General features: G+C 68.3%; 22 protein-coding genes. 15 read left to right on the top strand and 7 right to left on the bottom strand.

Features of this window, described 5'->3' with window-relative positions; translation table 11 throughout:
- Positions 1-2: 2 nt before the first annotated feature.
- On the top strand, positions 3-1,730 hold the full coding sequence (locus tag P1U75_RS08095) for a thiamine pyrophosphate-binding protein (RefSeq protein ID WP_300241879.1): 1,728 nt from the start codon (positions 3-5) through the stop codon (positions 1,728-1,730).
- Complete coding sequence (locus P1U75_RS08090) at positions 1,723-2,550, top strand: hypothetical protein (protein ID WP_300241877.1); 828 nt, start codon at positions 1,723-1,725, stop codon at positions 2,548-2,550. Before P1U75_RS08095 ends, P1U75_RS08090 begins: the two co-directional genes overlap by 8 nt.
- 19 nt (positions 2,551-2,569) lie before the next feature.
- Here the strand turns inward: P1U75_RS08090 and P1U75_RS08085 are convergent, their stop codons facing one another.
- A complete protein-coding gene (locus tag P1U75_RS08085; protein WP_300241875.1) occupies positions 2,570-3,079 on the bottom strand; it encodes a DUF2478 domain-containing protein in 510 nt (169 codons plus the stop codon).
- Between the two features lie 87 nt (positions 3,080-3,166).
- On the opposite strand from P1U75_RS08085, the gene P1U75_RS08080 reads away from it, so the two are divergent.
- From P1U75_RS08080 to fdhF, 6 genes are all read left to right on the top strand, one after another.
- Positions 3,167-4,039 carry a formate dehydrogenase accessory sulfurtransferase FdhD gene (locus P1U75_RS08080; protein WP_300241873.1) on the top strand — a complete coding sequence of 291 codons (873 nt, stop codon included), beginning with the start codon at positions 3,167-3,169 and terminating at the stop codon, positions 4,037-4,039.
- A complete protein-coding gene (gene mobA / locus P1U75_RS08075) occupies positions 4,032-4,643 on the top strand; it encodes a molybdenum cofactor guanylyltransferase MobA (RefSeq protein ID WP_300241871.1) in 612 nt (203 codons plus the stop codon). Before P1U75_RS08080 ends, mobA begins: the two co-directional genes overlap by 8 nt.
- Positions 4,640-5,134, top strand: coding sequence for a molybdopterin-guanine dinucleotide biosynthesis protein B (mobB, locus tag P1U75_RS08070; RefSeq protein ID WP_300241869.1), 495 nt, complete (start codon positions 4,640-4,642; stop codon positions 5,132-5,134). Before mobA ends, mobB begins: the two co-directional genes overlap by 4 nt.
- On the top strand, positions 5,131-7,254 hold the full coding sequence (locus P1U75_RS08065) for a molybdopterin-binding protein (protein ID WP_300241867.1): 2,124 nt from the start codon (positions 5,131-5,133) through the stop codon (positions 7,252-7,254). Before mobB ends, P1U75_RS08065 begins: the two co-directional genes overlap by 4 nt.
- 121 nt (positions 7,255-7,375) lie before the next feature.
- Positions 7,376-9,064 carry an NAD(P)H-dependent oxidoreductase subunit E gene (locus P1U75_RS08060; protein ID WP_300241865.1) on the top strand — a complete coding sequence of 563 codons (1,689 nt, stop codon included), beginning with the start codon at positions 7,376-7,378 and terminating at the stop codon, positions 9,062-9,064.
- Positions 9,065-9,067: 3 nt separating this feature from the next.
- Positions 9,068-11,824 (top strand): formate dehydrogenase subunit alpha, encoded by a 2,757-nt coding sequence (fdhF, locus tag P1U75_RS08055; RefSeq protein WP_300241863.1) that lies wholly within the window; start codon positions 9,068-9,070, stop codon positions 11,822-11,824.
- A gap of 5 nt (positions 11,825-11,829) precedes the next feature.
- Here fdhF and P1U75_RS08050 read toward each other — a convergent pair whose 3' ends face one another.
- The 5 genes from P1U75_RS08050 to P1U75_RS08030 are packed head-to-tail and all read right to left on the bottom strand — an operon-like array spanning position 11,830 to position 16,259.
- Positions 11,830-13,782 (bottom strand): cache domain-containing protein, encoded by a 1,953-nt coding sequence (locus P1U75_RS08050; protein WP_300241861.1) that lies wholly within the window; start codon positions 13,780-13,782, stop codon positions 11,830-11,832.
- 25 nt (positions 13,783-13,807) lie between these two features.
- On the bottom strand, positions 13,808-14,287 hold the full coding sequence (locus tag P1U75_RS08045) for a DUF6505 family protein (RefSeq protein ID WP_300241859.1): 480 nt from the start codon (positions 14,285-14,287) through the stop codon (positions 13,808-13,810).
- Positions 14,284-15,000, bottom strand: a complete 717-nt coding sequence (locus P1U75_RS08040) for a biotin/lipoate--protein ligase family protein (RefSeq protein WP_300241857.1) — start codon at positions 14,998-15,000, stop codon at positions 14,284-14,286. Before P1U75_RS08040 ends, P1U75_RS08045 begins: the two co-directional genes overlap by 4 nt.
- On the bottom strand, positions 14,997-16,064 hold the full coding sequence (locus P1U75_RS08035; RefSeq protein WP_300241855.1) for an Mrp/NBP35 family ATP-binding protein: 1,068 nt from the start codon (positions 16,062-16,064) through the stop codon (positions 14,997-14,999). Before P1U75_RS08035 ends, P1U75_RS08040 begins: the two co-directional genes overlap by 4 nt.
- Positions 16,065-16,067: 3 nt before the next feature.
- Positions 16,068-16,259, bottom strand: a complete 192-nt coding sequence (locus tag P1U75_RS08030; RefSeq protein ID WP_300241853.1) for a DUF6494 family protein — start codon at positions 16,257-16,259, stop codon at positions 16,068-16,070.
- 56 nt (positions 16,260-16,315) lie between these two features.
- On the opposite strand from P1U75_RS08030, the gene P1U75_RS08025 reads away from it, so the two are divergent.
- Positions 16,316-17,068, top strand: coding sequence for a cytochrome c (locus P1U75_RS08025; RefSeq protein ID WP_300241851.1), 753 nt, complete (start codon positions 16,316-16,318; stop codon positions 17,066-17,068).
- Here the strand turns inward: P1U75_RS08025 and P1U75_RS08020 are convergent.
- Positions 17,062-19,011 carry a 4Fe-4S binding protein gene (locus tag P1U75_RS08020; protein WP_300241849.1) on the bottom strand — a complete coding sequence of 650 codons (1,950 nt, stop codon included), beginning with the start codon at positions 19,009-19,011 and terminating at the stop codon, positions 17,062-17,064. The two genes, P1U75_RS08025 and P1U75_RS08020, sit on opposite strands and share 7 nt — an antisense overlap.
- 366 nt (positions 19,012-19,377) lie before the next feature.
- On the opposite strand from P1U75_RS08020, the gene P1U75_RS08015 reads away from it, so the two are divergent.
- The 6 genes from P1U75_RS08015 (at position 19,378) to fdh3B (ending at position 25,037) form a co-directional block, all read left to right on the top strand.
- Positions 19,378-19,917 (top strand): DUF3305 domain-containing protein, encoded by a 540-nt coding sequence (locus tag P1U75_RS08015; RefSeq protein WP_300242194.1) that lies wholly within the window; start codon positions 19,378-19,380, stop codon positions 19,915-19,917.
- Complete coding sequence (locus P1U75_RS08010) at positions 19,914-20,531, top strand: DUF3306 domain-containing protein (RefSeq protein ID WP_300241848.1); 618 nt, start codon at positions 19,914-19,916, stop codon at positions 20,529-20,531. Before P1U75_RS08015 ends, P1U75_RS08010 begins: the two co-directional genes overlap by 4 nt.
- A gap of 14 nt (positions 20,532-20,545) precedes the next feature.
- Positions 20,546-21,151: a molecular chaperone gene (locus tag P1U75_RS08005; protein WP_300241846.1), complete on the top strand. Its 606-nt coding sequence runs from the start codon at positions 20,546-20,548 to the stop codon at positions 21,149-21,151.
- Between the two features lie 82 nt (positions 21,152-21,233).
- On the top strand, positions 21,234-21,419 hold the full coding sequence (locus P1U75_RS08000) for a twin-arginine translocation pathway signal protein (RefSeq protein WP_300241844.1): 186 nt from the start codon (positions 21,234-21,236) through the stop codon (positions 21,417-21,419).
- A 114-nt stretch (positions 21,420-21,533) separates the two neighbouring features.
- Entirely contained in the window at positions 21,534-24,431 is a 2,898-nt protein-coding gene (locus P1U75_RS07995) for a formate dehydrogenase subunit alpha (RefSeq protein WP_300241842.1), read from the top strand.
- A gap of 12 nt (positions 24,432-24,443) precedes the next feature.
- On the top strand, positions 24,444-25,037 hold the full coding sequence (gene fdh3B / locus P1U75_RS07990) for a formate dehydrogenase FDH3 subunit beta (protein ID WP_300241840.1): 594 nt from the start codon (positions 24,444-24,446) through the stop codon (positions 25,035-25,037).
- Positions 25,038-25,135: the final 98 nt, after the last annotated feature.

Genomic DNA, 25,135 nt, shown 5'->3' with positions numbered 1-25,135 from the left:
CGATGACGAAAAGCAACGAGATGACCGGGGGCGAAGCACTGGTGCGGACCCTGCTGGCGCATGAGGCCGGGCCGGTGTTCGGCATGGGCGGGTTTCAGCTTCTGCCCTACTACGATGCCGCGCGGCGGCTGGGGCTGGCCCATCACCTGATCAACGACGAACGCTGCGGGGTCTTCGCCGCCGATGCCTATGCCAAGGTTTCGGGCCGCGTCGGGCTGGTCGACGCGACGCTCGGGCCGGGGGCGACCAACCTTGTGACCGGGCTGGTCGAGGCGCTGAATGCGGGCTCTCCCATCGTGGCAATCGTGGGGGATACCCACCGCGATCATTCCTGGAAGAACATGACCCAGGAGACCCACCAGGCCGAGATCCTGCGCCCGGCCGCCAAGGAGGTGATCCGGGTCGAGACGATCCAGCGCATCCCCGAACTGTTGCGCCGGGCGTTCATCGTGGCGACGACCGGTCGGCCCGGCCCCGTGGTGCTGATCGTGCCGGAGGATATCGCGCATGGCACCCATGGGTTCGCCGAGGGGGATTTCGCCTGCGATCCGCGCTACCGCTCGGCGCCGGCGCTGCGCTGTCGGCCCGAGGCTGACAGCCTGGCCGAGGCGGCGGCGCTGCTCGCCAGCGCGGAGCGCCCTTTGATCCTGGCGGGCGGCGGCGTGCATATTTCACAAGCGGCACCGGATCTTCAGGCCCTGGCCGAGGCGGCGCAGATCCCCGTCGCCCACACCATGAGCGGCAAGGGCGCCATCGCCTGCACCAGCCCGCTGTCGGCGGGGTTGTTCGGGCGTTATGACCGGATTGCAAACGGGCTGATCGAGGACAGTGATTGCCTGCTGGTCGTCGGCTGTAAACTGGGGGAGATCGCCACCAAACGCTACACCGTGCCGGCGCCGGGCAAGCGGGTGATCCACCTGGATTGCGTGGCCGAAGAGATTGGCCGCACCTATGCGCCCGAACTGCCGCTTTGGGGCGATGCGCGCGAGGGCATCCGCGATCTGAGGACGGCGTTGGACGGCAGGCCGGTCCCCGAAGCGCGCGAGACCTGGTGCGCAGGCGTCGTCGACAAGATGAACGACTGGCGCGAAATGGCCAAGGAGCGGCTGACCAGCGAGGACGTTCCGGTCTCCATGGGCCGGATGATGGGGGAGTTGAACACCCATCTGCCCGAGGACGCGATCCTGATCGCTGACGGCGGGTTCGCCGCGCATTGGGGCGGGCTGCTTTATGACAGCCGCCGGGCCGGGCGCGGCTTTGTGCCGGATCGCGGTTTCGCCTCGATCGGTTACGGCCTGCCGGGGGCAATCGGCGCCTGTCTGGCGGCCCCGGAGCGCGCGGTGGTGGCGATCACCGGCGACGGAGGCTTCAACATGGTGCTGGGCGAGATCGAGACCGCCCGCCGGATGGGGCTGGCGCCAACCATCATCGTCGTGAACAACGCCGCCTCGGGATACGTCAAGGCGCTGCAACATCTGATGTATGGCGAGGGGAATTACCAGTCCAGCGATCTGGCCGAGACCAACTATGCCGATGTCGCCAAGGCGATGGGATGCCTTGGCATAAGGGTGGAGGCACCCGATGCGCTGGCCGGCGCGATCCGGCAGGGGTTGGCGGAAACCGGGCGGCCCACCGTTCTGGATGTCGTCGTGACCCGCGATCCGGGCAAGATGCTGCCCGCCGCCGACAGCCGGGCGGTGCAGGTGAAAAAGGGCGACCGGATTGCCTGATCCGCTTCTGGCCGACAGTGTCACCAAGCTGGACGGCGCGGCGGGCCGCGTCGTTGTCACCGGGTCGCACGGGGGGGTCTTTGCCGCCTGTCTCGCCTTTCGCTCCGGTGCGCGGGCGGCGATGTTCAACGATGCCGGCGTCGGGCTGGATCGCGCCGGGATCGGCGGCCTTGCCTGGCTGGCGCGGCTGGGCATGGCGGCGGCGGCGGTCGATCACCGGAGCGCCCCGATCGGCGACGCCGGCGCGATGCTGGGTCAGGGGGTGATTTCCCACGCCAACACCCTGGCCGAGGCTTTGGGCCTGTGGCCGGGGATGCCCTGCGCCGAGGCCGCGAAGCTGCTGGAAGGGGCGAGCCGACCCGCCGGCACCTGTCCGGATATCCGTGAAGCGCGGCAGGAGTTAACCCCGGTTCCCGGCGGGCGGCGCCTTGTTCTGGTCGATTCCGCCAGCCTTGTTGCGCCGGAAGACGCCGGGCAGGTGGTTGTCACCGGGTCGCACGGGGCGATCTTTGGCGGCGAACCGGCCAATGCGCTGAAGGCGGACGCGGCGCTGGCGCTTTTCAACGATGCGGGCGGCGCGGCGACCTCGCGCCTGCCGGCGCTTCAGGCGCGCGGTGTGGCGGCGGCCACGGTCGCGGCGATGTCGGCGCGGATCGGCGACGCGAGATCGACGCTGGAGGATGGGGTGCTCTCGGCCTGCAACCCGGCGGCCGAGGCCCTGGGCGCGCATCTCGGCCTTCCCGCCCGCACGCTGGTCGAGGCGGCCTTGCGCGCAGGGCGACCCCAAAGCGGCGGCAGCCCCCCAACCGACTCGGCGTGAGGCGTGCCCTTGCCGCGTCCTACTCCGCCGCGCAGCGCCGGGCGAGGCACCAATCGACCACCGCCCGCGGATCCGGCGGCAATCGTTCCGCCAGGTCCTGGGCATAGTCCAGAAAACCCGCGACATTGCCCGGGCCGACCGCGGTCAGGACCGGGATGCCCCTTGCCAGAGCCTCGCCGATCAGCGGGCGAAAGCCGCGGCCGTCAAGCTCCTGCTTGCCGAACTTGTTGACGATCAGAAGGGCCGGATCCTTCTCCAGCGCCGCCGCAACCAGCCCGACGGCACGTTCCAGCCCCTCGGTATCAAGCCGGCAGCCGTGCGAGTGCACGCCGAGGTTCTGATTGATGCGCACCACGTCGGTGCCGGACAGGATATGAAGCTCCATGTCGCATTTGCGGCTCGGGTCGGTCTCGAGGTTCACCTGCACCGCCCCGGCCAGGGGCAGGCCCCGCGCGGCCAGCCGGTTTGCCGCATCGCGGATCACCGCATCGCCCGCGCCGCGCCCCTCGGCCACAACATATCCCAGCATCGCTCTCCCCTTGCGTCCGGTCAGGCACCCATACAAGATAGCGCGCGAGCAGGAAAGACACGCCACTCAGACAGGAGCCCCCCGCCCTTGCCGCCCGAGTTTCCCTTTTTGCCCGATCCGCAGGATGCGCGGCTGACCCGTCGTGTCACCGGCACCGACCAGACCGGCGCACAGGTGGAAATCTCGGTGGTCGAGGAACGGCCCCTGACAATCTACCTGAACCGGCAGGAGATCGTCACCGCGATGACCATCGGTGACTATCCCGAGTACCTGGCTCTGGGATTCCTGCGCAATCAGGGCATGCTGCGCGCGGATGACGAGGTGACCGGGGTAGACTACGACGACGAGATCGAAACCGTCGTCGTGCGCACCGCGCGCGAGACCTCTTACGAGGAAAAGGTCCAGAAAAAGACCCGCACCAGCGGTTGCGCCGTGGGCACGGTCTTTGGCGACATGATGGAGGGGCTGGAGGGGCTGAGCCTGCCGCAGGCCGGGGTGCGCACAAGCTGGCTCTACGCGCTGGCCAAAGAGATCAACACCACGCCGTCGCTGTACCTGGAGGCCGGCGCGATTCATGGCACGGTCCTATGCCGACAGGACAAGCCCTTGGTTTACATGGAGGATGTCGGTCGCCACAACGCGGTGGACAAGATCGCCGGGTTCATGTTCCGCCACGGGATCGAGGCACAGGACAAGATCCTCTACACCACCGGGCGGCTGACCTCGGAGATGGTGATCAAGACCGCGCTCATGGGGATCCCGGCGCTGGCCTCGCGCTCGGGCTTCACCGCCTGGGGGGTGGAGATCGCGCAGCAGGTCGGCCTGACCCTGATCGGGCGGATGCGCGGGCAGCGTTTCGTCTGCCTGTCGGGAGAGGAGCGGCTGTTGCGCGACGTCGACCCGGCCAGCATCCCGGTCGAGGACGGGAAACACCGGCGCAAGGGTGCGCGCGGTGACTGAGGTCGCGGGTGTCATCCTGGCCGGGGGCCAGGCCACGCGGATGGGCGGCGGCGACAAGGGGCTGCTCAGGGTGCGCGATCTGCGCCTGATCGACCATGTGATCGCCCGGCTGGCGCCGCAATGCGCGCGGCTGGCGATCAACGCCAATGGCGACCCGGCCCGGTTCGCCGAGTTCGCCCTGCCGGTGCTGCCCGACAGCCTGCCGGAGTATCCCGGTCCGCTGGCCGGGGTTCTGGCCGGGCTTGACTGGGCCGCCGCCGAGGGCGTCGACGCCATCGTCACCGCCGCCGCCGACACGCCGTTCTTCCCCCACGATCTCGTTGCCCGTCTGCGCGCGGCGGCGGGCCCCGATGGGCTGGCGCTGGCCGGTTCGCGCGACGCGGCCGGCAAGCTCTGGCGGCACCCGACCTTCGGCCTCTGGCCGGTCGCCCTGCGCGAAGATCTGCGGGACGCGTTGAAAGGCGGGCTGCGCAAGATCGTGCTGTGGACCGATGCGCATCAGGCCGGGCTGGCCGAGTTTCCCACCGGCCCGTTCGATCCGTTCTTCAACGTCAATACGCCCGAGGACGTCGCCCGGGCCGAGCACCTGTCGGAGCTGTTGTGAGGGTCTATGGCGTCACCGGGTGGAAGAACGCCGGCAAGACCGGGCTGATGGAGCGGCTGGTGAGCGAGATCAGCGGGCGCGGGGTTTCCGTCTCGACGGTGAAGCACGCCCATCACGACACCGATGTGGACCAGCCGGGCCGCGACAGCCATCGCCACCGGGCGGCTGGCGCGCGCGAGGTGCTGCTCGCCTCGCCCCGCCGCTGGGCGCTGATGCATGAGTTGCGGGGGCAGGACGAGCCGCCGCTGGACGATCTTTTGGCGCGGCTTTCGCCCGTCGATCTGGTGCTGATCGAGGGCTACAAGCGGGCACCGCACCGAAAGGTCGAGGCGCACCGCCGGGCCACGGGCAGGCCGCCGCTGGCGACGCGGAACGAAACCATCCGCGCCATCGCCGCCGATGCGCCGCTGCCCGGCGCTGCGCTGCCGGTGTTTGATCTCGACGACACCGGGGCGATTGCCGATTTCATTCTGCGGGAGGTCGGACTGTGAGCTTTGAAACCGTTGTCGTCACCGACTGGTCGGGCGCGTCCACGCCCTCGCCGGTGCGGCCGTCAAAGGACGCGATCTGGATCGGCGTGGCCTGTGACGGCGGGGTGACGACCAGCTACCACCGCACCCGCGAGGCGGCGACCGAGGCGCTTTGCGCCCTGTTCGCAGCCGAAATGGACAGCGGGCGGCGGGTGCTCGCCGGATTCGATTTCCCCTTTGCCTATCCGCGCGGATTTGCCCGCGCCCTGACCGGCCGGGGCGATCCGCTTGCGCTCTGGGCCGAGATCGCGGCGCGGATCGAAGACGGCGCCGACAACGGCAACAACAGGCTCGACGTGGCGGCCGAGATCAACCGGCGGTTCCCCGGCGAGGGTCCGTTCTGGGCCAACCCGCTGGGCCGCGACATTGCCGATCTGCCGCGCACCAAGGCCGGCTATGCCAACCCCTTTGGCGAGCGGCGCGTTTGCGACGATGCGCCGGGGGCACAGCCGGTCTGGAAGCTGGCGGGCGTGGGTTCGGTCGGCTCGCAGGCGCTGCTGGGGATTGCCCGGCTTGAGGCGCTGCGCAGGCGGTTCGGCGCGGCGCTCTCGGTGCGGCCCTTCGAGACGCGCGACACCCCCGTCACGCTGGTCGAGGTGTTTCCGTCGCTGATCCGGAAAACCGTCGCCGATCTGGCCGAGCCGGAAGAGATCAAGGATCGCGCGCAGGTTCGGGTGCTGGCCAGTGCGCTGCGGGCACTGGAGCCCGCCGATCTTGACGCGATGACGCGCGAGGGCGACCCGGAGGAGGGCTGGATCCTCGGGCTGGGTCACCAGGCCGCCCTCGATGCCGCCGCCCGCGCGGCCGCTGCGCCGCCGCTCGTCCCGCCGCGACTGCGCAACGATTGTTTCGCCCTGCCGCAGGGGGTGGACTGGGTGCCGGTCGATGCGGCGCTGGACAGGCTGCGGGCCGCGCTGCACCCGCTCACCGCCACCGAGACCCGCCCGACGGCAGAGGCCGCGGGGCGCATTCTGGCCGCCCCGGCTGTGGCGCGGCGATCGAACCCGCCGCGGCCCAATTCCGCGGTTGACGGGTACGGCTTTGCCCATGCCGCCACCGGCGAAGGCGCGCAAAGGCTGCCCCTGGTCACGGGGCGCGCCGCCGCCGGGCAACCCTTTGACGGCGCGGTACCAAGGGGCGCGGCGGTGCGGATCCTGACCGGGGCGATCCTGCCCGAGGGCGTCGATACCGTGGTGCTCGAGGAGGACACCGCGACGGATGGCACGGCGGTGGTCTTTGACGGGCCGGTGAAGCCCGGCGCCAACACCCGTGCCGCCGGCGAGGATGTCACCGAAGGCGCGCAGGCGCTGCCGACCGGGCACCGCCGGCGCGCGCCCGAGCTGGCGCTGCTCTCGGCGCTGGGCATCGGATCGGTCGAGCTGTTCCGCCCGCTGCGGGTGGGGGTGCTCTCCACCGGGGACGAGATTGTCTCCGCCCCCGACCTGCCCGCGCGGCCGCACCAGATCTGGGATGCCAACCGCCCGATGCTGCTGAGCCTGGCGCGCGGCTGGGGGTACGAGGCGATCGACCTGGGCCGGGTCGGCGACGACCGGGCCCGCATTGCCGCGCGGCTGGACGAAGGTGCGCGCGAGGCCGACGTGATCCTGACATCGGGGGGCGCCTCGGCCGGGGACGAGGATCACGTTTCGGCCCTGCTGCGGGAACAGGGCACCCTGTCCAGCTGGCGGATCGCACTGAAACCGGGCCGTCCGCTGGCCTTGGCGACATGGCGCGGGGCGCCGGTCTTCGGCCTGCCCGGCAACCCGGTGGCGGCGCTGGTCTGCGCCCTGGTCTTCGCCCGGCCGGCCCTTTCGCTGATGGCCGGGGCGGGATGGACGGTGCCGCAGGGGTTCGCCGTCCCGGCGGCCTTTTCCAAGGCCAAGAAACCGGGCCGCCGCGAGTACCTGCGCGCGCGCCTGACCGCCGAGGGCGCCGCCGAGGTGTTCCGTTCGGAGGGCTCCGGCCGGATCAGCGGGCTGTCCTGGGCGACCGGACTGGTCGAACTGCCCGACGGCGCGGCCGAGATCGCCCCGGGCACCCCGGTGCGCTTTCTGCCCTACGCATCCTTCGGGCTGGTCTGAGGCGCTTCGACCCCCACGCTTTCGATTGAGAAAATCAATCGTACAACGGAAAAGCGATATTGATTTGCAAAGGTGAACAGACCAGAGCGGGTCCTGAACAGGGCTCGCGGGGACACCGGAAATGGCATTGGATCAAAACGCAGGCATCTGGCGGTCCGGCGGCGGCAAGCGTGGTCGCCCGACGCCGAAGGGGCGCCAGCTGGACGACACCGCCTGGCAGGAGGTGCGCGCGTTGATGGGCGGCAGGCCGCGTCGGCGCGATCTGCTGATCGAGTTTCTGCATCTGATCCAGGATGCCCATGGCCACCTCTCCGCGCCGCATCTGCGCGCGCTGGCCGAGGAGCTTGGCCTGTCGATGGCCGAGGTCTGGGAGGTTGCCACCTTCTACGCCCATTTCGACCCGGTGCGCGAGGGCGAGACGCCGCCGCCCGATCTGACCATTCGCGTCTGCGACTCGCTGTCGTGTGAAATGGCCGGATCCGAGACGCTGCTGGCCGCGCTGGAGGCGGGCCACGACCCGGCCAGGGTCCGCGTGTTGCGCGCCCCCTGCATGGGCCGCTGCGATACCGCCCCGGTGGCCGAGGTCGGCCATCGTCACCTGGATCACGCCACGCCGGAGGCCATAGATGCCCTGATCTCGGCGGGCGCGTTTCATCCCGAGATACCGGCGTACGAGGGTTTGACCGCCTATCGCGCCGGCGGCGGGTACGAAACGCTGCTGGCCCTGCGAAACACCGGGGACTGGGAAGAGGTGCAGGATCGCCTGCTGTCGGCGGGGCTGCGCGGGCTTGGCGGTGCGGGCTTCCCCTCGGGAAAGAAATGGGGCTTCGTGCGCGCCAATCCGGGCCCGCGTTACCTGGCGGTGAACGGCGACGAGGGAGAACCGGGCACCTTCAAGGATCGCTATTGGCTGGAACGCCATCCGCACCTGTTCCTCGAAGGCATGTTGATCGCAGCCTGGGCGGTCGAAGCCGAGACCTGCTTTGTCTACATGCGCGACGAGTACCCGGCGGTGCTGGAGGTGCTGAGGCGGGAGATCGCCGCGCTGGAGGATGCCGGCATCGTGGTGCCCGGGTATATCGACCTGCGCCGGGGCGCGGGCGCCTATATCTGCGGCGAGGAAAGCGCGATGATCGAGTCGATCGAGGGCAAGCGCGGCATTCCCCGCCTGCGGCCGCCCTATGTGGCGCAGGTGGGTGTCTTTGGCCGGCCCACGCTGGTGCATAACGTCGAGACGCTGAAATGGGTCGCCCGCGTCTGCCGCGAGGGGCCGGAGATCCTGTCCACGGTCGAACGGAACGGGCGTAAGGGGTTGCGCAGCTACTCGGTCTCGGGCCGGGTGGCGCGGCCGGGGGTCCATCTGCTGCCGGCGGGCTCAACCATTCGCGACATCATCGACGCCGCCGGCGGCATGGCCGAGGGGCATGTGTTCAAGGCCTATCAGCCGGGCGGGCCGTCGTCGGGGCTGCTTCCCGCGACGCTGGACGACGTGCCGCTGGATTTCGACACGTTGCAGCCGCATGGCAGTTTCATCGGTTCGGCGGCGGTGGTGGTGCTGTCGGATCAGGACAGCGCACGCATGGCGGCGCTGAACATGCTGAAGTTCTTCGAAAGCGAAAGCTGCGGTCAATGCACACCCTGCCGGGCGGGCTGCGAAAAGGCGGTGAAGCTGATGCAGGCCGAAAGTTGGGACCGGGCGCTGCTCGAAGATCTGTGCACGGTGATGGCCGACGCCTCGATCTGCGGTCTGGGGCAGGCCGCGCCCAATCCGATCCGGCTGGTGATGAAACACTTTGCGGACGAGGTCTGAACCATGAGCAAGAACATCACCTTCTGCCTCGACGGCAAAAACGTCACCGCCGCCCCGGATGAGACCATCTGGCAGGTGGCGCAGCGGCACGGCAGGACCATCCCGCATCTGTGCCACAAGGACCAGACCGGCTATCGCGCCGACGGCAACTGCCGCGCCTGCATGGTCGAGATCGACGGAGAGCGCACGCTCGCCGCCTCCTGCTGCCGCACGGCCACCGAGGGCATGGTGGTGAACACCGCCTCCGACCGCGCCGAGACCGCCCGCAAGCTGGTGATGGAGCTGCTGCTGGCCGACCAGCCCCGGCGCGAAGAGGCGCATGATGCGGGGGCGCACCTTTGGGATATGGCCGAGGCCAACGGCGTCAGCGAAAGCCGCTTTCCCAGGCTGGAGGAGGGGCGCATCCCGCTGCTCGATGACAGCCACGTGGCGATGCGCGTCAACCTCGACGCCTGCATCCAGTGCGGGCTGTGCGTGCGCGCCTGCCGCGAGGTGCAGGTCAATGACGTGATCGGCATGGCCGGACGCGGGCATGACGCCTACCCAAGCTTCGATTTCGCCGATCCGATGGGCGACAGTACCTGTGTGGCCTGCGGTGAATGCGTGCAGGCCTGCCCGACCGGTGCGTTGATGCCCGCGACCGTGCTGGACGATGCGCAGCATGGCGACAGCACCGATTTCGATACCGAGGTGCAATCGGTCTGCCCGTTCTGCGGCGTGGGGTGCCAGGTGTCGTTGAAGGTCAAGGACGGCAAGGTGAAATACGTCGAGGGCGTCAACGGCCCGGCAAACGAGGGGCGGCTTTGCGTCAAGGGGCGGTTCGGCTTCGACTACATCGACCACCCGCACCGGCTGACGACGCCACTGATCCGGCGCGCTGATGCGCCCAAGGGGCTGAACGTGGACCCGGCCAACCCCCTGACCCATTTCCGCGAGGCGAGCTGGGACGAGGCGCTGGAGGCCGCCGCCGGGGGGATGGCGCGCCTGCGCGTGGAGCATGGCGGCGCCTCTGTCGCCGGTTTCGGCAGCGCCAAATGCACCAACGAGGAGGCCTATCTGTTTCAGAAGCTGATCCGGCAGGGCTTTGGCCACAACAACGTGGATCATTGCACCCGGCTTTGCCATGCCTCTTCGGTGGCGGCGTTGATGGAAAACGTCGGCTCCGGCGCGGTCACCGCCACCTTCAATCAGATCGAGAACGCCGACGTGGCCATCGTGATCGGCGCCAACCCGGTGGAGAACCACCCCGTCGCGGCCACCTATTTCAAGCAATTCGCGAAACGCGGCGGCAAGCTGATCGTGATGGATCCGCGCGGCCAGGCGCTCAGGCGGCAGGCCACCCACATGCTGCAGTTCCGTCCCGGCGCGGACGTGGCCCTGCTCAACGCGATCATGTCCGTGATCGTGGAGGAGGAGCTTTTCGATCCGGCCTATATCGACGAATTCACCGAGAACTGGGAGGCGCAGAAACAGCATCTCGCCGGGTTCGCACCAGAAACGGTGGAGGAGCTGACCGGCATCGACGCGGCCACGGTGCGCGCGGTGGCGCGCGATTTCGCCGGGGGAAAGGCGGGGATGATCTTCTGGGGGATGGGGGTCAGCCAGCATATCCACGGCACCGACAATTCGCGCTGTCTGATCAGCCTGGCGCTGATGACCGGCAATGTCGGAAAGCCCGGCGCCGGTCTGCACCCGCTGCGGGGGCAAAACAACGTGCAGGGGGCCTCCGACGCGGGGCTGATCCCGATGTTCCTGCCCGACTATCAGAGCGTTACCGACGACGGCGTGCGCGGCGCCTTCTCGGAGATCTGGAAATCGGGCGATTTCAACGCCGAGGCGGGTCTCACCGTGACCGAGATCCTCGACGCGGTGCATGACGGACAGGTCAGGGGCATGTATATCCTGGGCGAGAATCCGGCGATGTCCGACCCCGACGTCACCCATGCACGCGAGGCGCTGGCAAAGCTGGAGCACATGGTGGTGCAGGACATCTTCCTGACCGAGACGGCGAATTACGCCGACGTGATCCTGCCGGCCTCGGCCTTTTTCGAGAAGTCCGGGACGGTGACCAATACCAACCGGCAGGTCCAGATGGGCCGCGCCGCCGTCGCCCCGCCGGGCGCGGCGCGACAGGATTGGGCGATCACCGTGGCGCTGGCGCGGCGTCTGGGGCTGGACTGGAGCTATGCCGACCCCTCGGAGGTCTTCGCCGAGATGAAACGGGGGATGAAATCGCTCTCCAACATCACCTGGGCGCGGCTGGAGGCCGAGAACGCGGTCACCTATCCCAGCCACTCGCCCGACGATCCGGGCCAGGCGATCGTGTTCGGCGATGCCTTCCCGCGCGCGGGTGGGCGCGCGCGCTTTACCCCGGCCAGTGTCGTCCCGCCCGACGAGCAGCCGGATGCCGAGTTCCCGATGGTGCTGACCACGGGGCGGCAGCTCGAACACTGGCATACCGGCTCGATGACGCGGCGGGCGCGCGTGCTCGACGCGGTGGAGCCACAGGCCAACTGCTCGTTGCATCCGGCGACGCTGCGCCGCCTGGGTGTGGCGCCGGGCGGCATGGTCCGGCTGGAGACGCGGCGCGGCGCGGTCGAGGTGATGGCGCGAGCCGACCGCGCGGTGGCGCCCGACATGGTGTTCCTGCCCTTTGCCTATGTGGAGGCGGCGGCCAACATCCTGACCAACCCGGCGCTCGATCCCTATGGCAAGATCCCGGAGTTCAAGTTCGCCGCCGTGCGGGTGACGGCGGCGTAACGGGGTCAACCCCCGTCGGCGGGCAGCCAGATGCGGAACTCGGCCCCGCCGCCCTGCGGATTGGCGACCGAGATCAGCCCGCCGGCGCGCTGGATCAGGGTCTGGGAAATCGACAGGCCAAGCCCGGTGCCCTCGCCCAGCTTGGTGGTAAAGAACGGATCGAAAACCGAGGCCAGCTTGTCCTCCGGCACGCCGGGCCCGGTGTCACGCACGCAAAGAACGGCGCCGGGCTGCCCGTCTCGCGTCTCGGCACGAATGGTCAGGGTCAGACGCCCGGAGGTGCCCATGGCCTGCCCCGCATTGACCAGAAGGTTGATCACAACCTGCTGCATCTCGCCGGGGTCGATCCGCACCCGCGGGACAGGCGCGAAGTCGGTGATCACGTCGATCTCGCTTTTCGACAGCACATGTTCGACCAGCAGCAGCGAATCCTCGACCAGCGGGGCGAGGTCGACGGTATCGCCATAGCCCGAAAACTCGCCGGGGCGGGCGAATTGCAGAAGCTTGCCGACGATGGCCACGATCCGCGCCACCTGCCGGTCGATCAGGGTCAACTCGGTCGTCACCGGTTTGGCCGCCTCGCCAAGTTCTTCGCGGATCACGTCGACATTGCCCTGGATCACCGCGACGGGGTTGTTGATTTCATGCGCGACACCGGCGGTGATCTCGCCGATCGAGGCCAGTTTCTCGCTCATCACCAGTTGGCGAAAGGTCTCTTCAAGCTTTTCGTTGGCCTCGCGCAATTCGGCGGTGCGCTCCTCGACGCGCTGGTTCAACTCGTCGGCCCAGGCGCGCAAGCGGTGGTCGCGGTCCTGCACCATGTCCAGAAGGCCATCGAGATGCCCCGCGACCTGACCGATCTCGTCGCGTGAGCCGACGTCCCCGTTGCGCGCCGACAGATCGCCCCGGCGCACCCGTTGCATGGTCTGGGTCATGCGCTCCAGCGGCGCGAATATGCCCTTGGCCAGCCACAGGAAAACCGGCACCGACAGCATCAGGACGCCGCCGAACGCCGCCAGGATCCACAGGAAGGCCGCGCGTTCGGCGGCGGCAAAGGGGGCCTCGAGAAAGCCGACATAGAGCATTCCGACCCGCTCACCGAAACTGTCGGTCAGCGGCCGGTACCCCGAGATGTACCAGTCGTTCACCACAAAGGCGCGGTCGAGCCATGTGCGCCCCTCGCCCAGCACGCCCTCGCGCACGACCGCCGAAACCCGGGTTCCCAGCGCGCGGGTGTCCTCGAACAGGCGCACATTGGTCGATACGCGCACATCGTCGAGAAACAGCGTCGCGGTGCCCTGCCGGTCGCCCCCGGTCTCCGCGTTGAGATAGACCAGCGCGTTGATCGTGTCGATGAACTGCAGGTTGCGGTTGAGAAGGATACCGCCGACAAGGACGCCCTCCTGCCCGGACAGGCGGACCGGCGCCGCCGAATGCACCACCATGCCGCGGTCCTCGGCGGTGCGCTCGGTGGGGACGGCGGCCTCGGTCTCGATCAGGTCGATGCGGGCACGGGTCGCCAGCTCGTCGGACAAGGCGGCGAGGCTGGCGGCGTCAAACACGTCGATCTCGGTGGCCGGGCGGCCGTTGAGGCCGGTGTTGATGACCGGCCAGCGCGCCGCCGCCTCAAGCGCCTCGGACGCGGGTATGTAGTAAAGAAAGTCGAGCTCCAGCGCCGCGCGCTTGCGCTGGAAAAAGGCGGCCCGCCCAGAGGAGTCCTGGCGCAGGATCTTGGCAAATTCGGCGGATTCGGCCAGCCCGGTCAGATCGTCGCCGGTGCCCGCCATGATCCGGGCCAGGTACTGCTCGGCGATGCGCAGGTCGCTTTCCACATTGGTGATCAGCGCCTTGTCATAGCCCGCCGCCCAGCGGGTCAGGCCGATGGCCATCAGGAGCGGCATCAGCACCGTGAGCGGGGCGAGCGCCAGGACCAGCAGGCGCAGGCGGACCGATTTCACCGCAGGGAACCGGGCCGTATCCCGGTCATTCGTCCAGCGATCCGTGGACCGCGAACTGGTCGAGCCCGGCATTCTGCGGTTCGATCGCGCGATAGGCCTCGCGCACGCCGGCCCCGGTCAACTCGCGCGCCACGGTCAACAGGGTGTTCGGAGCGTGGTCCTCGCACAGTTCGGCCATCTGGGCGATCTCCTCGGCGGCGACCGGCCGGGCGGCCTCGGGCGAGGGGGCGCCGTAATAGGTGACGAAATGCTGCGCCAGAAGGTCGGTCATCGCCTCGACCTCGGCGGGTTCGATCCGGGTGACGGCGACAAAGGTCACCCGCCCGCCGGTCTCCAGCCCGAGCCAGCCGTTGGCAAAGGCCTGGCGCGCCTTGCCGGTCAGGTCGGCCGCGGTCCAGTCAGAAAACTCGAACCCGCCCGAAAGGCACCATTCGCCGGTGCGCGCGGGGTTGGCGAAGACGCGCTGGTCGCTCTCGTCGAAATGGATGGCGCGGGCTAGTTTCACGGGCTCTCCTCCAGAAGCGTGGTTAGCGGAATCAGGCGGGTCGCTTCGCCGTCGCGCAGCAACATGCCGAAGCGTTCATCGACACCGACGAAGGTCCCCCGGTGACCGTTCCGGCTGGTGTCCTCGCCAAGCCCGAAGGCCAGGCCGCGCCATTCGTCGTGCAGCGGCTTGACCCCCTCGGCTTCCCACCGGGCGATCCAGTTGAGGCTGTGGCGCGCCCAGGCCTCGATCAGCTGGCCCGGGTCCACCTCGGAGCAGCCCTCGGCAAAAAGCGCGGTCTGGTCCGGCAACAGGCCGGGGTCGCCCCCCTGCGGCAACAGCGGCAGCTCGAACCCCATCACCAGCCAAAGCGGCATGGCCTTGGGATCCTGCTGCTCGGCACAGGCGCGCATGCGGCCGCAGGACGCGCCGTTGACCCGCAACCCGCCGGACCAGTCAAGATGGACGGCCACCTCGGGCGGCGCCAGCGCGCCAAGCGCGTTCTGAAACCCCACGCCGCAGAGCGGCAGCATGGCCATCGCGTCCTCCAGCGGCACCTCGGGCGCCAGGACCAGCGCCGCGCCGATCCGGTCGGCGGCGATCCGATAGGTCACCAGCCCCGCCTCGCAGCCCTGTACCGCCCGCATCACAGCGGTATCGAACGGGTCGCCGGTGACGGCCTCGCCGCTCATCGCAGGGGGAAAGGTCAGGTCCTGCCGCATCTCCGCGCTCATGCCACCCCCTCGGCCACCAGCGCCGCGGCGATGTCCTGAAAGACCTTGGCCAGCACGCTGTCGGGCTGGCTGACGGTGATCGGCGCGCCGCCGTCGGCGGCCTGCCGGATCTGCAGGTCGAGCGGCACCTCGGCCAGCAGCGGAACACCCAGCCTCTCCGCCTCCTTGGCGACGCCGCCGTGACCAAAGACATGCTCTTCATGACCGCAGTTGGAGCAGACATGCGTGCTCATGTTCTCGATCATGCCGAGGATCGGCACCTTGAGCTGGCGGAACATGTCGAGGCCCTTGCGCACATCCAGCAGCGCCACGTCCTGCGGCGTGGAGACGACAATCGCACCGTCGAGCTGCGCCTTTTGCGCCAGCGTCATAGACACATCGCCGGTGCCCGGCGGAAGATCGACCAACAGCACGTCGAGCGCACCCCAGTGCACCTGCATCAGCATCTGCTGCAACGCGCCCATCAGCATCGGCCCGCGCCAGACCACGGCCTGGTCGTCATTGGTCATCAGCCCGATCGACATCATGGTGACGCCGTGGTTGCGCATCGGCAGGATGGTCTTGCCGTCCGGGCTGGCCGGTCGGCCGGACACACCCAGCATCCGCGGCTGCGACGGGCCGTAGACATCCGCATCCAGAAGCCCGACCCGGCGCCCCTGCCGGGCCAGCGCACAGGCCAGATTGGCCGCGACGGTGGACTTGCCCACGCCGCCCTTGCCGCTGGCGATGGCGATGACATGTGCAACGCCGGGGATCTTCTCCGGCCCCTGGGGTGCCACAGGTTTGCGCGGCTGCAGGTCCGGCGGGGCCTTGTCGCTGTGGCCGGTCATCACGATCGAAACCTGCGCCACGCCTTCGAGCCCGTCCAGCGCCGCCTCGGCCGCCGTCTTCACCGCCTCGAAGGCGGCGGAGTGGCGCGGCGGAATTTCCATGACGAAGCGGACCGCGCCGCCGGCATCGACGTTCAGCGCACGCACGACGCCACTGGACACGATATCGCCGCCCGACACCGGGTCTTGAATCTGCTTGAGCGTTTCGAGAACCGCCTCTCTGCTGGCCCCCACGGGTTACTCCTGACCCTTGATCTCGCCGGTCACCTCGTGGGTCAGCCCCAACGCCTCGATGGTGATGACAGCCTTGACCGGAAAGGTCTTGCCGCCGGTGTCGGCGCTGCGCATGGCCTCTTCGATGGCCTGCTGCGAGGTCACGCCGACCTGTTTGAGGAACTTGCGCATCGACATGTTGAAATCGTCGCTCATGGTCGTCTCCTTGCCTGCGATTGACTGCGGATCGCCGCGTGGCCTAGATTGGCCCGATGCTGAACCGTCTCGTGATGCTGGGTTTTGCGCTTGCGCTCGCCTTCGCCCCGTCCGGGGCCCGTGCCGATGACAAACTGGTTCATCTGCATGCGCCCGCCAGCCTGGTCGAGACCGGTGTGATGCAGCATATACTGCCGCGGTTCACGCTCAAGACCCGTGTGCGGGTCGAACTGGTCGCCGATCCGGCAAGTGCCGACATGGTGCTGGGCGGGTCGGGGCAGGCGCTGTTCGAGGGTCTGGGACAGGTCTGGCGGATGGCGCTCAACAGCCCCGGACACCCCGGCACCGAACGTTTCGCCACCTGGCTCAGGTCGGATGTAGGGCGGCGCACGGTGGCCACCTTCGCGCCTGGGGGCGTGGCGATCTTCTCCGCGCCGCGCGGGGTCGGGCGGAACGGGGCGGCGCGGCAATTCGACGGCGACGCGGCGCTGGGGCGCAGGGTTTCGCGAACCAAGTGCATTCGGTGCCACGCGGTCGATGACGAAAGCCGAATGACCGATATCGGCTCCACCCCGAGCTTTTCGGTGTTGCGCAGCCTGCCCGATTGGGAGGCGCGCTTTTCCGCCTTCTTCACGTTGAACCCGCATCCCGCCTTCACGGTGATCGTGGGCGTGACGCCCGAGTTTCCGCCGGAGCGCCCCTCGCCCATCGCGCCCGTCACGCTGACGCCGGAGGAGCTCGACGCGACGATCGCCTATGTCGCGGCGATGGAGCCGGCGGATCTGGGGGCGCCGCTCGCGCATCAGTGATCGCGCCGCTTGCTGAAATAGTCCTCGGTGGTGCGGGGGCGGGGGCGTTCGCCCGCCGCAAAGGGATTGTCCTCTGCATGGAATTGCGTGTTGACGCGGCAATTGTCGCACATCTGGATCATTCGCAGCTTGTCGCCACCGGCGAACATGGAATGGCCCTCCAGTTTGGCGGTGATCTTCTCGATGGTGGACCTGACACCGAACAGCGCGCCGCATTCGACGCAGGCAAAGGGCTCTTCCTCGTGCAGCACCTGCTGGGCCAGCGCGGCCTCGGTCAGGTCGAGGCGCGGCGCATAGGTGATCGCGTCCTCCGGGCAGACATTGGCGCACAGCCCGCATTGCAGGCAGGCATCCTCCTGGAACCGAAGCTGCGGCAGGTCCGGGTTGTCGCCCAGCGCCCCCGAGGGACAGAGCGAGACACAGGACAGGCACAGGGTGCAGGCATCGGTATCGACCACGACGGCGCCATAGGGGGCGCCCTCGGGCAGGGGCAGGCGCCCGGCCTCGGGATGCAGGGCGCGGGCCGCCTGCCGGGTGATCTGGCGCCGCGTGCCCATCGGGCGCACGGGCTTGCCGACCGGGGCGGGGGCGGTTTCGTCATACAGCGCGTCGCTCATCGCGTCCGGGTCGGGGGTGTCGAGCAGGCGCACCGCCGCGTCGCCGCCGATGGCGCGGGCCAGCGCGATCTGCGCCGCCAGCGCGGCGCGGTCGGCGCCGGGGCCCGGCAGGATCGTGACAGAAGCAAAGCCGGAGGCCAGCGCGGCCACGGCCTCGGCATGGCCAAAGGCGCCGATGGCGGCCATCTCCAGCGGAATCACGTCATGTGGCAGACCGCGACCGTGGCGCGCCGACAGCCGGATCATCTCGGCCCCGTGCGCATCGTGCACCAGCAGACGCGGCGCGGTTCCGCCGGCGGCAAGATAGGCCCGGGACAGGGTCTGGACCCGGGCAAAGGTCTGCTCCACCCGGGGCGCGTCGTAGGCGATCGCGCCGGAGGGACAGGCCGCCGAGCAGGCGCCGCATCCCGCGCAGATCATCGGATCGACGGTGACATGGTCGCCGCTGGGGCTGATCGCGCCGGTGGGGCAGAGATCGAGGCAGCGGGCGCAGCCGGTCTGCTCGGCCCGGCTGTGGGCGCAGATCAGCGGATCGGTGCGCACGTAGAGGGGCTTTTCGAAGGTCCCGACAAGATGCGAGGCCGCCAGCACCGCGGCGGCCACCGACGGGGCGTGCGCGGGATCGGCGCGCAGGTAGCCCTCGCGTTTTTCATGCGCGGGAAACAGCGGCGACTCGCCGCGCAGGTCGAGGATCACGTCGCAGGCCGACAGCCCGCCGTCGCGCGGCTCGGTCAGGGAAAAGGCACCGCGCCCGCCCGGCTCGACCTGTTGCAGCGCGTCGATCATCACCTCGAACTGGCCCAGCGCCCCGCTGGCCCGGCGCAGCCGACCCAGGACCACGTCATAATCACGGGTGTCCGGCACCTCGGTCCCGTCGGAGAGCAGCACCGTCACGGCCATGTGATCCTTGAGCTGCTCCGCCGCGGCAAGGGCCGCCGCGTCCGGCCCCAGGATCAGGCACATCCCCCCTGAGATCACGTCGATGGTCTTTTCCGGTGCGGCGGGAAGCTGCGCCTCGGCGATCAGCGCGGACATTTTGGCCAGATTCGAGCCGGTATCATCGCTCCATCCGGCCCGGTCGCGCAGGTCGAGCAGGTCGGGGGGCGCGACCCCCAGCTCCTCCGCCAGCGTCTCGAAAACCTGCGATTCCTGGAGACAGCAGATAATCGAATTTCCCTCTGTCAAGGCCCCTGCCGCACGGTCGATCTGGGTGGTGCACAGCGCCGAACAGGGCGCGCGAACATCCAGGCCGGTGGTCTTTGACAGGGCGGCTGCATCGATTGACTGGCTCCCCAGGCAGTCGCACGTTATCAATGACTTAGCCATTACCTCTCCTATCCCGAACCCGGTTTTTCGGTGCGGATTTCCCCGTACGCTGGGAAAGGCTACGCATGAATCGCACAGCACGACAACCGGTTTTGTGCCTCTCCCGCGCCCCCCCGAGGGCCCGTACCGCCCTGATTCGCGGCAGGTGATTCGCAGCCCGTCCCGGCCAGGCTTTCCCGAGCAAAAGGGTCGAATTAGACCATTTGTCCATCCTGCCCCGGCAGCAGCGGCGCGGCTGCCCAAAATGTCCAAAAGGGGCGGACGAGCCGGGGTTTGCGAGAATTCGGCTTTCCCGACGCGGTGCGATTGTTTCAACCTGACGTCGGAGGGGAAATCGTGATCCACAATCCGAACGCTTACAAGACCATGCCGATCGGTATCGTTCTGCGTCGGCGCCCGGGCGTGACCCGCTGGGTGCCGTGGCACTGGACTGCGGTCGCGGTGCTGCCCGGCGCGGGCGCGGCGGATTGGCGCGAGCTGCGGCGCGAGGGCGACGTGGTGGAATACCATGGCGCGACCCTGCCGCTGGAATTGCACGGCGCCGAGACCGAGGCCTATCTGAACGGGCTGTCGGCCGATATCCCCAGCCTCTACGTGGTGATGCGCGAGACCGAGGAGGATGGCGACTATCCGCTCGACGTGCTGCTCGTCACCGCCTCACCCTACGAGGCGCAGGACTATACCGACAGCGGCGAGGAGATCGTCGAAAAGGTGCCGATGCCGCACGGGCTGGTCGCCTGGGTGCGCGACTTCGTCGAGCAATTCCACGAACACGAGGTCTTCGTGAAGCGCAAGCGCGACAAGAAACGGGTGGACCTGTCGCAGGACGGCATCGGCGATCCGCGCATCGGCAAGGCTGCCGACATCTATGCCTCGCCGACGCTGAAGCGGAGGCGCCTGCAATGAGCGATTTCTGGTCCCGCCGCCGGGGCGCCGTCGCGGAGGAGGCGCGCGTAGAGGAAGCCGCGCGCGAAGCGGACCTGCAGCAGGCGCAGGAAAATGCGCTGGCAGAACGCCCGGACGAGGAGATCCTCGAGGAGCTCGGTCTGCCCAACCCCGAGGAGATGGAGCGCCCCGAACAGGTGCAGGCGTTGCTGAAGGCAGCCGTACCGCAGCGGCTGAAAAGCCGCGCGCTGCGCCGGCTCTGGCGGCTGAACCCGGTGCTCGCCAATCTTGACGGCCTGGTCGATTACGGCGAGGATTTCACCGATGCCGCGACCGTCGTGGAGAACCTGCAGACCGCCTACCAGTTGGGCAAGGGGATGCTGAAAGCCCTGGTCGAGGACGACGACCGGGACGTCGCGGCGCCCGGCGCCGGGGAGGCTCCCGATGCGGCGGGCGGGGCGCCGGCCACCGATCCGGCCACCGACCCGACCCCCGGCGCGCCGGCCCCGGCGGCGCCCGCTGCCGAAGCCGCCCCTGCCCTCGCCGCGGCGGCGACCACCCCCGAAGACGACATCGCCGCCCCCTACCCGGCCGCACCCCGGCGGATGCGATTTCGCTTTGAGGCCGCCAACTGATGGAAAAGGACGACATGACCGCAGCCCAGCATGTTCAGATCGCCGAGGAGGACCGCCTGCGCGCGGATTTCTACAACTATCTCGGCGTGATCCTCGCCGGCCCGCCGGACCAGATGCTGCTGAGCCAGACCGCCGGCCTGTCCGGCGATGGCAGCCCGCTGGGCGAGGCCATCACCACGCTGGCCAAGGTGGCGCGGCTGACCAAGCCCGGGGCGCTGGAAAGCGAATACAACCGCCTTTTCATCGGGTTGGGGCGTGGCGAATTGCTGCCCTATGCCAGCTATTACCTGACCGGCTTTCTGAACGAAAAACCGCTCGCCTCGCTGCGCCAGGACATGACGGCGCGCGGCCTGGCCCGCGCCGAGAACGTGTTCGAGCCCGAGGACAATATTGCCAGCCTGATGGAGATGATGGGCGCGGTGATCCTGGGCCGTTTCGGGCCTGCGGCGACTCTGGCCCAGCAGAAGACCTTCTTCAACCGGCATATCGGGCCGTGGGCGGCACATTTCTTTTCCGATCTGGAGGCGGCCAAGAACTCGGTCTTTTACGCCCCGGTGGGCACGGTGGGCCGGATCTTCATGGAGATCGAGGCCGAGGCGTTCCGGTTGAGCGGCGAATGATGTGAAAGCCGCGGGACCCCGCACGGGACCCGCATGTCGAGCAGCGGAAAACCCGCTGGAACCCATGAAAGGAGACGCTCTCATGAAACAGGAAGAAGGCGCTTCGCGCCGCGATTTCCTGAAGCTGGCCGGAACCACGGCGCCGATCGCGGCGATCGCGGTGGCGTCCGGCGGGACGACCGCCGAGGCGGCCGAACCCGACCTGAACCTGGAGAAGATGCAGGATACCGCGCACACGCGGGCCTACTACAGCACCGCCCGGTTCTGACCGGACGGCGCTTCGCGTCGGAACAACCGGTTGCGTGACGCCCGACCGTTCCGGCCTTGTCGTAACCAAGCGAGCAGCGCCAGAGAAGGCGAAGCTAGCAGGGGAGAGAGAAACATGTTGAGGAAAAAGACCAACGGGGTTGCGCGACGCCCCCAGCGGACAAGTATCCTGTCCGAGGCCGCCAACGCCTCGGTTGACCGCCGCGCGTTTCTGCGCGGTTCGGGACTTGCCATCGGCGGCATGGCCGCCATCGCCGCCACCGGCGGCACGGTCCGGCCAGCCACCGCGGCCACCGCCGCCAACGGCGCGGTAGACCTGCGCAAATCGGTCTGTACCCACTGCTCGGTCGGGTGCACCGTCATCGCCGAGGTGTCCGACGGCGTCTGGGTGGGCCAGGAGCCCGGCTGGGACAGCCCGTTCAACCTGGGCGCCCATTGCGCCAAGGGGGCCTCTGTCCGCGAGCACGCCCATGGCGAACGCCGCCTGAAATACCCGATGAAGAAAGAGGGCGGCGAGTGGAAGCGCATCAGCTGGGAACAGGCGATCGACGAGATCGGCGGCGGCATGATGAAGATCCGGGACGAAAGCGGCCCGGACAGCGTCTACTGGCTGGGCAGCGCCAAGCATAGCAACGAACAGGCCTATCTGTTCCGCAAGTTCGCCGCCTACTGGGGCACCAACAACGTGGATCACCAGGCCCGGATCTGCCATTCCACCACCGTTGCAGGGGTTGCCAATACATGGGGCTACGGCGCCATGACCAATTCCTACAACGACATCCACAATTCAAAGGCCATCTTCATCATCGGCGGCAACCCGGCCGAGGCGCACCCCGTGTCGCTGCTGCATGTGCTGAAGGCCAAGGAACAGAACAACGCGCCGCTGATCGTCTGCGACCCGCGTTTCACCCGCACCGCGGCCCATGCGGATGAATATGTCCGCTTTCGCCCCGGCACCGACGTGGCGCTGGTCTGGGGGCTGTTGTGGCACATCTTCGAGAACGGCTGGGAGGACAAGGAGTTCATCCGCACCCGTGTCTGGGGCATGGACCAGATCCGCGAGGAGGTCGCCAAGTGGACCCCCGAGGAGGTCGAGCGCGTGACCGGCACGCCCGGCGCGCAGATGCGCCGCGTGGCCCGAACCCTGGCCAACAACCGTCCCGTCACCGTGATCTGGTGCATGGGCGGCACCCAGCACACCAACGGCAACAACAACACCCGCGCCTACTGCATCCTGCAGCTTGCCCTTGGCAACATGGGCACCTCGGGCGGCGGCACCAACATCTTCCGCGGCCATGACAACGTCCAGGGGGCCACGGACCTTGGCGTTCTGTCGCACACGCTGCCGGGATACTACGGCCTGTCCAAGGGCGCCTGGGGTCATTGGGCCCGCGTCTGGGAGGAAGACCCGGATTGGCTTGCCGGCCAGTTCGACACCCTGAAGTCAGCCGACGGCAAGGACAAGTCGCTGCAGAACCTCACCGGCATCCCGGTGTCCCGCTGGATCGACGGCGTCCTGGAGGACGTCGAGAACATGGACCAGCCGAACAAGGTGCGGGCCATGGTCCTGTGGGGGCATGCGCCGAACTCGCAAACCCGCATGACCGAGATGAAGACGGCCATGGAGATGCTGGACATGCTGGTCGTGATCGACCCGTATCCCACCGTCTCGGCCGTGCTGCATGACCGCACCGACGGCGTCTACCTGCTGCCGGCGGCCACGCAGTTCGAGACCCGTGGCTCGGTGACCGCGTCGAACCGGTCGCTGCAATGGCGCGACAAGGTTGTCGATCCGCTCTTCGAATCCAAGCCGGATCACGAGATCATCGGCCTGTTCGCGAAGAAGTTCGGATTCCACGACCGCCTGTTCCGCAACATCGCGATCGAGGATGACGGTGTGACGCCAAACGTCGAGGACACGCTGCGCGAGATCAACCGCGGCATGTGGACGATCGGCTATACCGGCCAGTCGCCGGAGCGGCTGAAGCTGCACATGGCCAATCAGCACACCTTTGACCGGACGACACTGCAGGCGGTGGGCGGCCCGGCAGACGGCGACTATTACGGTCTGCCCTGGCCGTCCTGGGGGACGCCCGAGATGGGGCATCCGGGCACTCCGAACCTCTATGACATGTCCAAGCCGGTGGCAGAGGGCGGCCTGACCTTCCGCGCCCGCTTCGGTGTCGAGCGGAACGGCGAGAACCTGCTGGCCGACGGCGTGGCGAGCGCGGGCTCGGAGATCCAGGACGGGTATCCGGAATTCACCATGCAGATGCTGATGGACCTGGGATGGGATGGCGATCTGACCGACGATGAGCGGGCCGCGATCGATGCCGTCGCGGGACCGAAGACCAACTGGAAGACCGACCTTTCCGGCGGCATCCAGCGGGTCGCCATCAAGCATGGCTGCGCGCCCTTCGGCAACGCCAAGGCCCGCACGGTGGTCTGGACCTTCCCCGATCCGGTGCCCCTGCACCGCGAGCCGCTCTATACCAACCGGCGGGATCTGGTGGCCGACTACCCGACCTACGAGGACCGGAAGTTCTATCGTCTGCCGACGATGTATGCCTCGATCCAGAAGCAGGATTTCAGCAAGGACTATCCGATCATCCTGACCTCGGGGCGCCTTGTGGAATACGAGGGCGGCGGCGACGAGACCCGATCGAACCCCTGGCTGGCCGAGCTGCAGCAGGACATGTTCGTCGAAATCAACCCGCGCGACGCCAACAACCTCGGCGTGCGGGATGGCGAACAGTGCTGGGTCGAGGGCCCCGAAGGCGGCAAGGTCAAGGTCATGGCGATGGTGACAGAACGGGTGGGCGAAGGCGTGGCCTTCATGCCCTTCCACTTCGGCGGTCATTTCCAGGGCGAGGATCTGCGGTCGAAATACCCCGATGGCGCAGACCCCTATGTTCTGGGGGAATCGACCAACACGGCCCAGACCTACGGCTATGACTCGGTGACACAGATGCAGGAGACCAAGGCGACTCTCTGCAAGATCATGCCAGCGTAAGGAGAACGGAAAATGGCACGAGCTAAATTCCTTTGCGATGCCGAGCGCTGCATCGAGTGCAACGCCTGCGTCACGGCCTGCAAGAACGAGCACGAGGTGCCCTGGGGCATCAACCGGCGCCGCGTGGTGACCATCCAGGACGGCAAGCCGGGCGAACGCTCGATCTCGGTGGCCTGCATGCACTGTTCGGACGCGCCCTGCATGGCGGTCTGCCCGGTGGACTGCTTCTATCAGAACGAGGAGGGGGTGGTTCTGCACTCCAAGGATCTCTGCATCGGCTGCGGCTATTGCTTCTACGCGTGCCCCTTCGGCGCGCCGCAATACCCGCAGGCGGGCAATTTCGGCTCCCGCGGCAAGATGGACAAATGCACCTTCTGCGCCGGCGGACCGGAAGAGACCCACTCCTCTGCGGAGTTCGCCAAATACGGCCGCAACCGGATCGCCGAGGGCAAACTGCCCATCTGCGCCGAGATGTGCTCCACCAAGGCCCTGCTGGCGGGCGATGGCGACGTGGTGTCGTCCATCTACCGCGAGCGTGTCGTGGCCCGCGGCTTCGGCTCGGGTGCCTGGGGCTGGGGCACCGCCTACGAACAGAAGGGCGGCTGAGCCAACCCCCGGCCGACAGATGCGCCGGCCGGGGGCCGGGCCGGAGTTTCCCGCAAACTCCGGCCCGGTGCACTCACACCATACGCTCCGGCCCCCTT

Source organism: Antarcticimicrobium sp., from assembly GCF_029212575.1.
Classification (GTDB): domain Bacteria; phylum Pseudomonadota; class Alphaproteobacteria; order Rhodobacterales; family Rhodobacteraceae; genus Antarcticimicrobium.
This window is presented reverse-complemented; position numbering and strand designations above follow the sequence as displayed.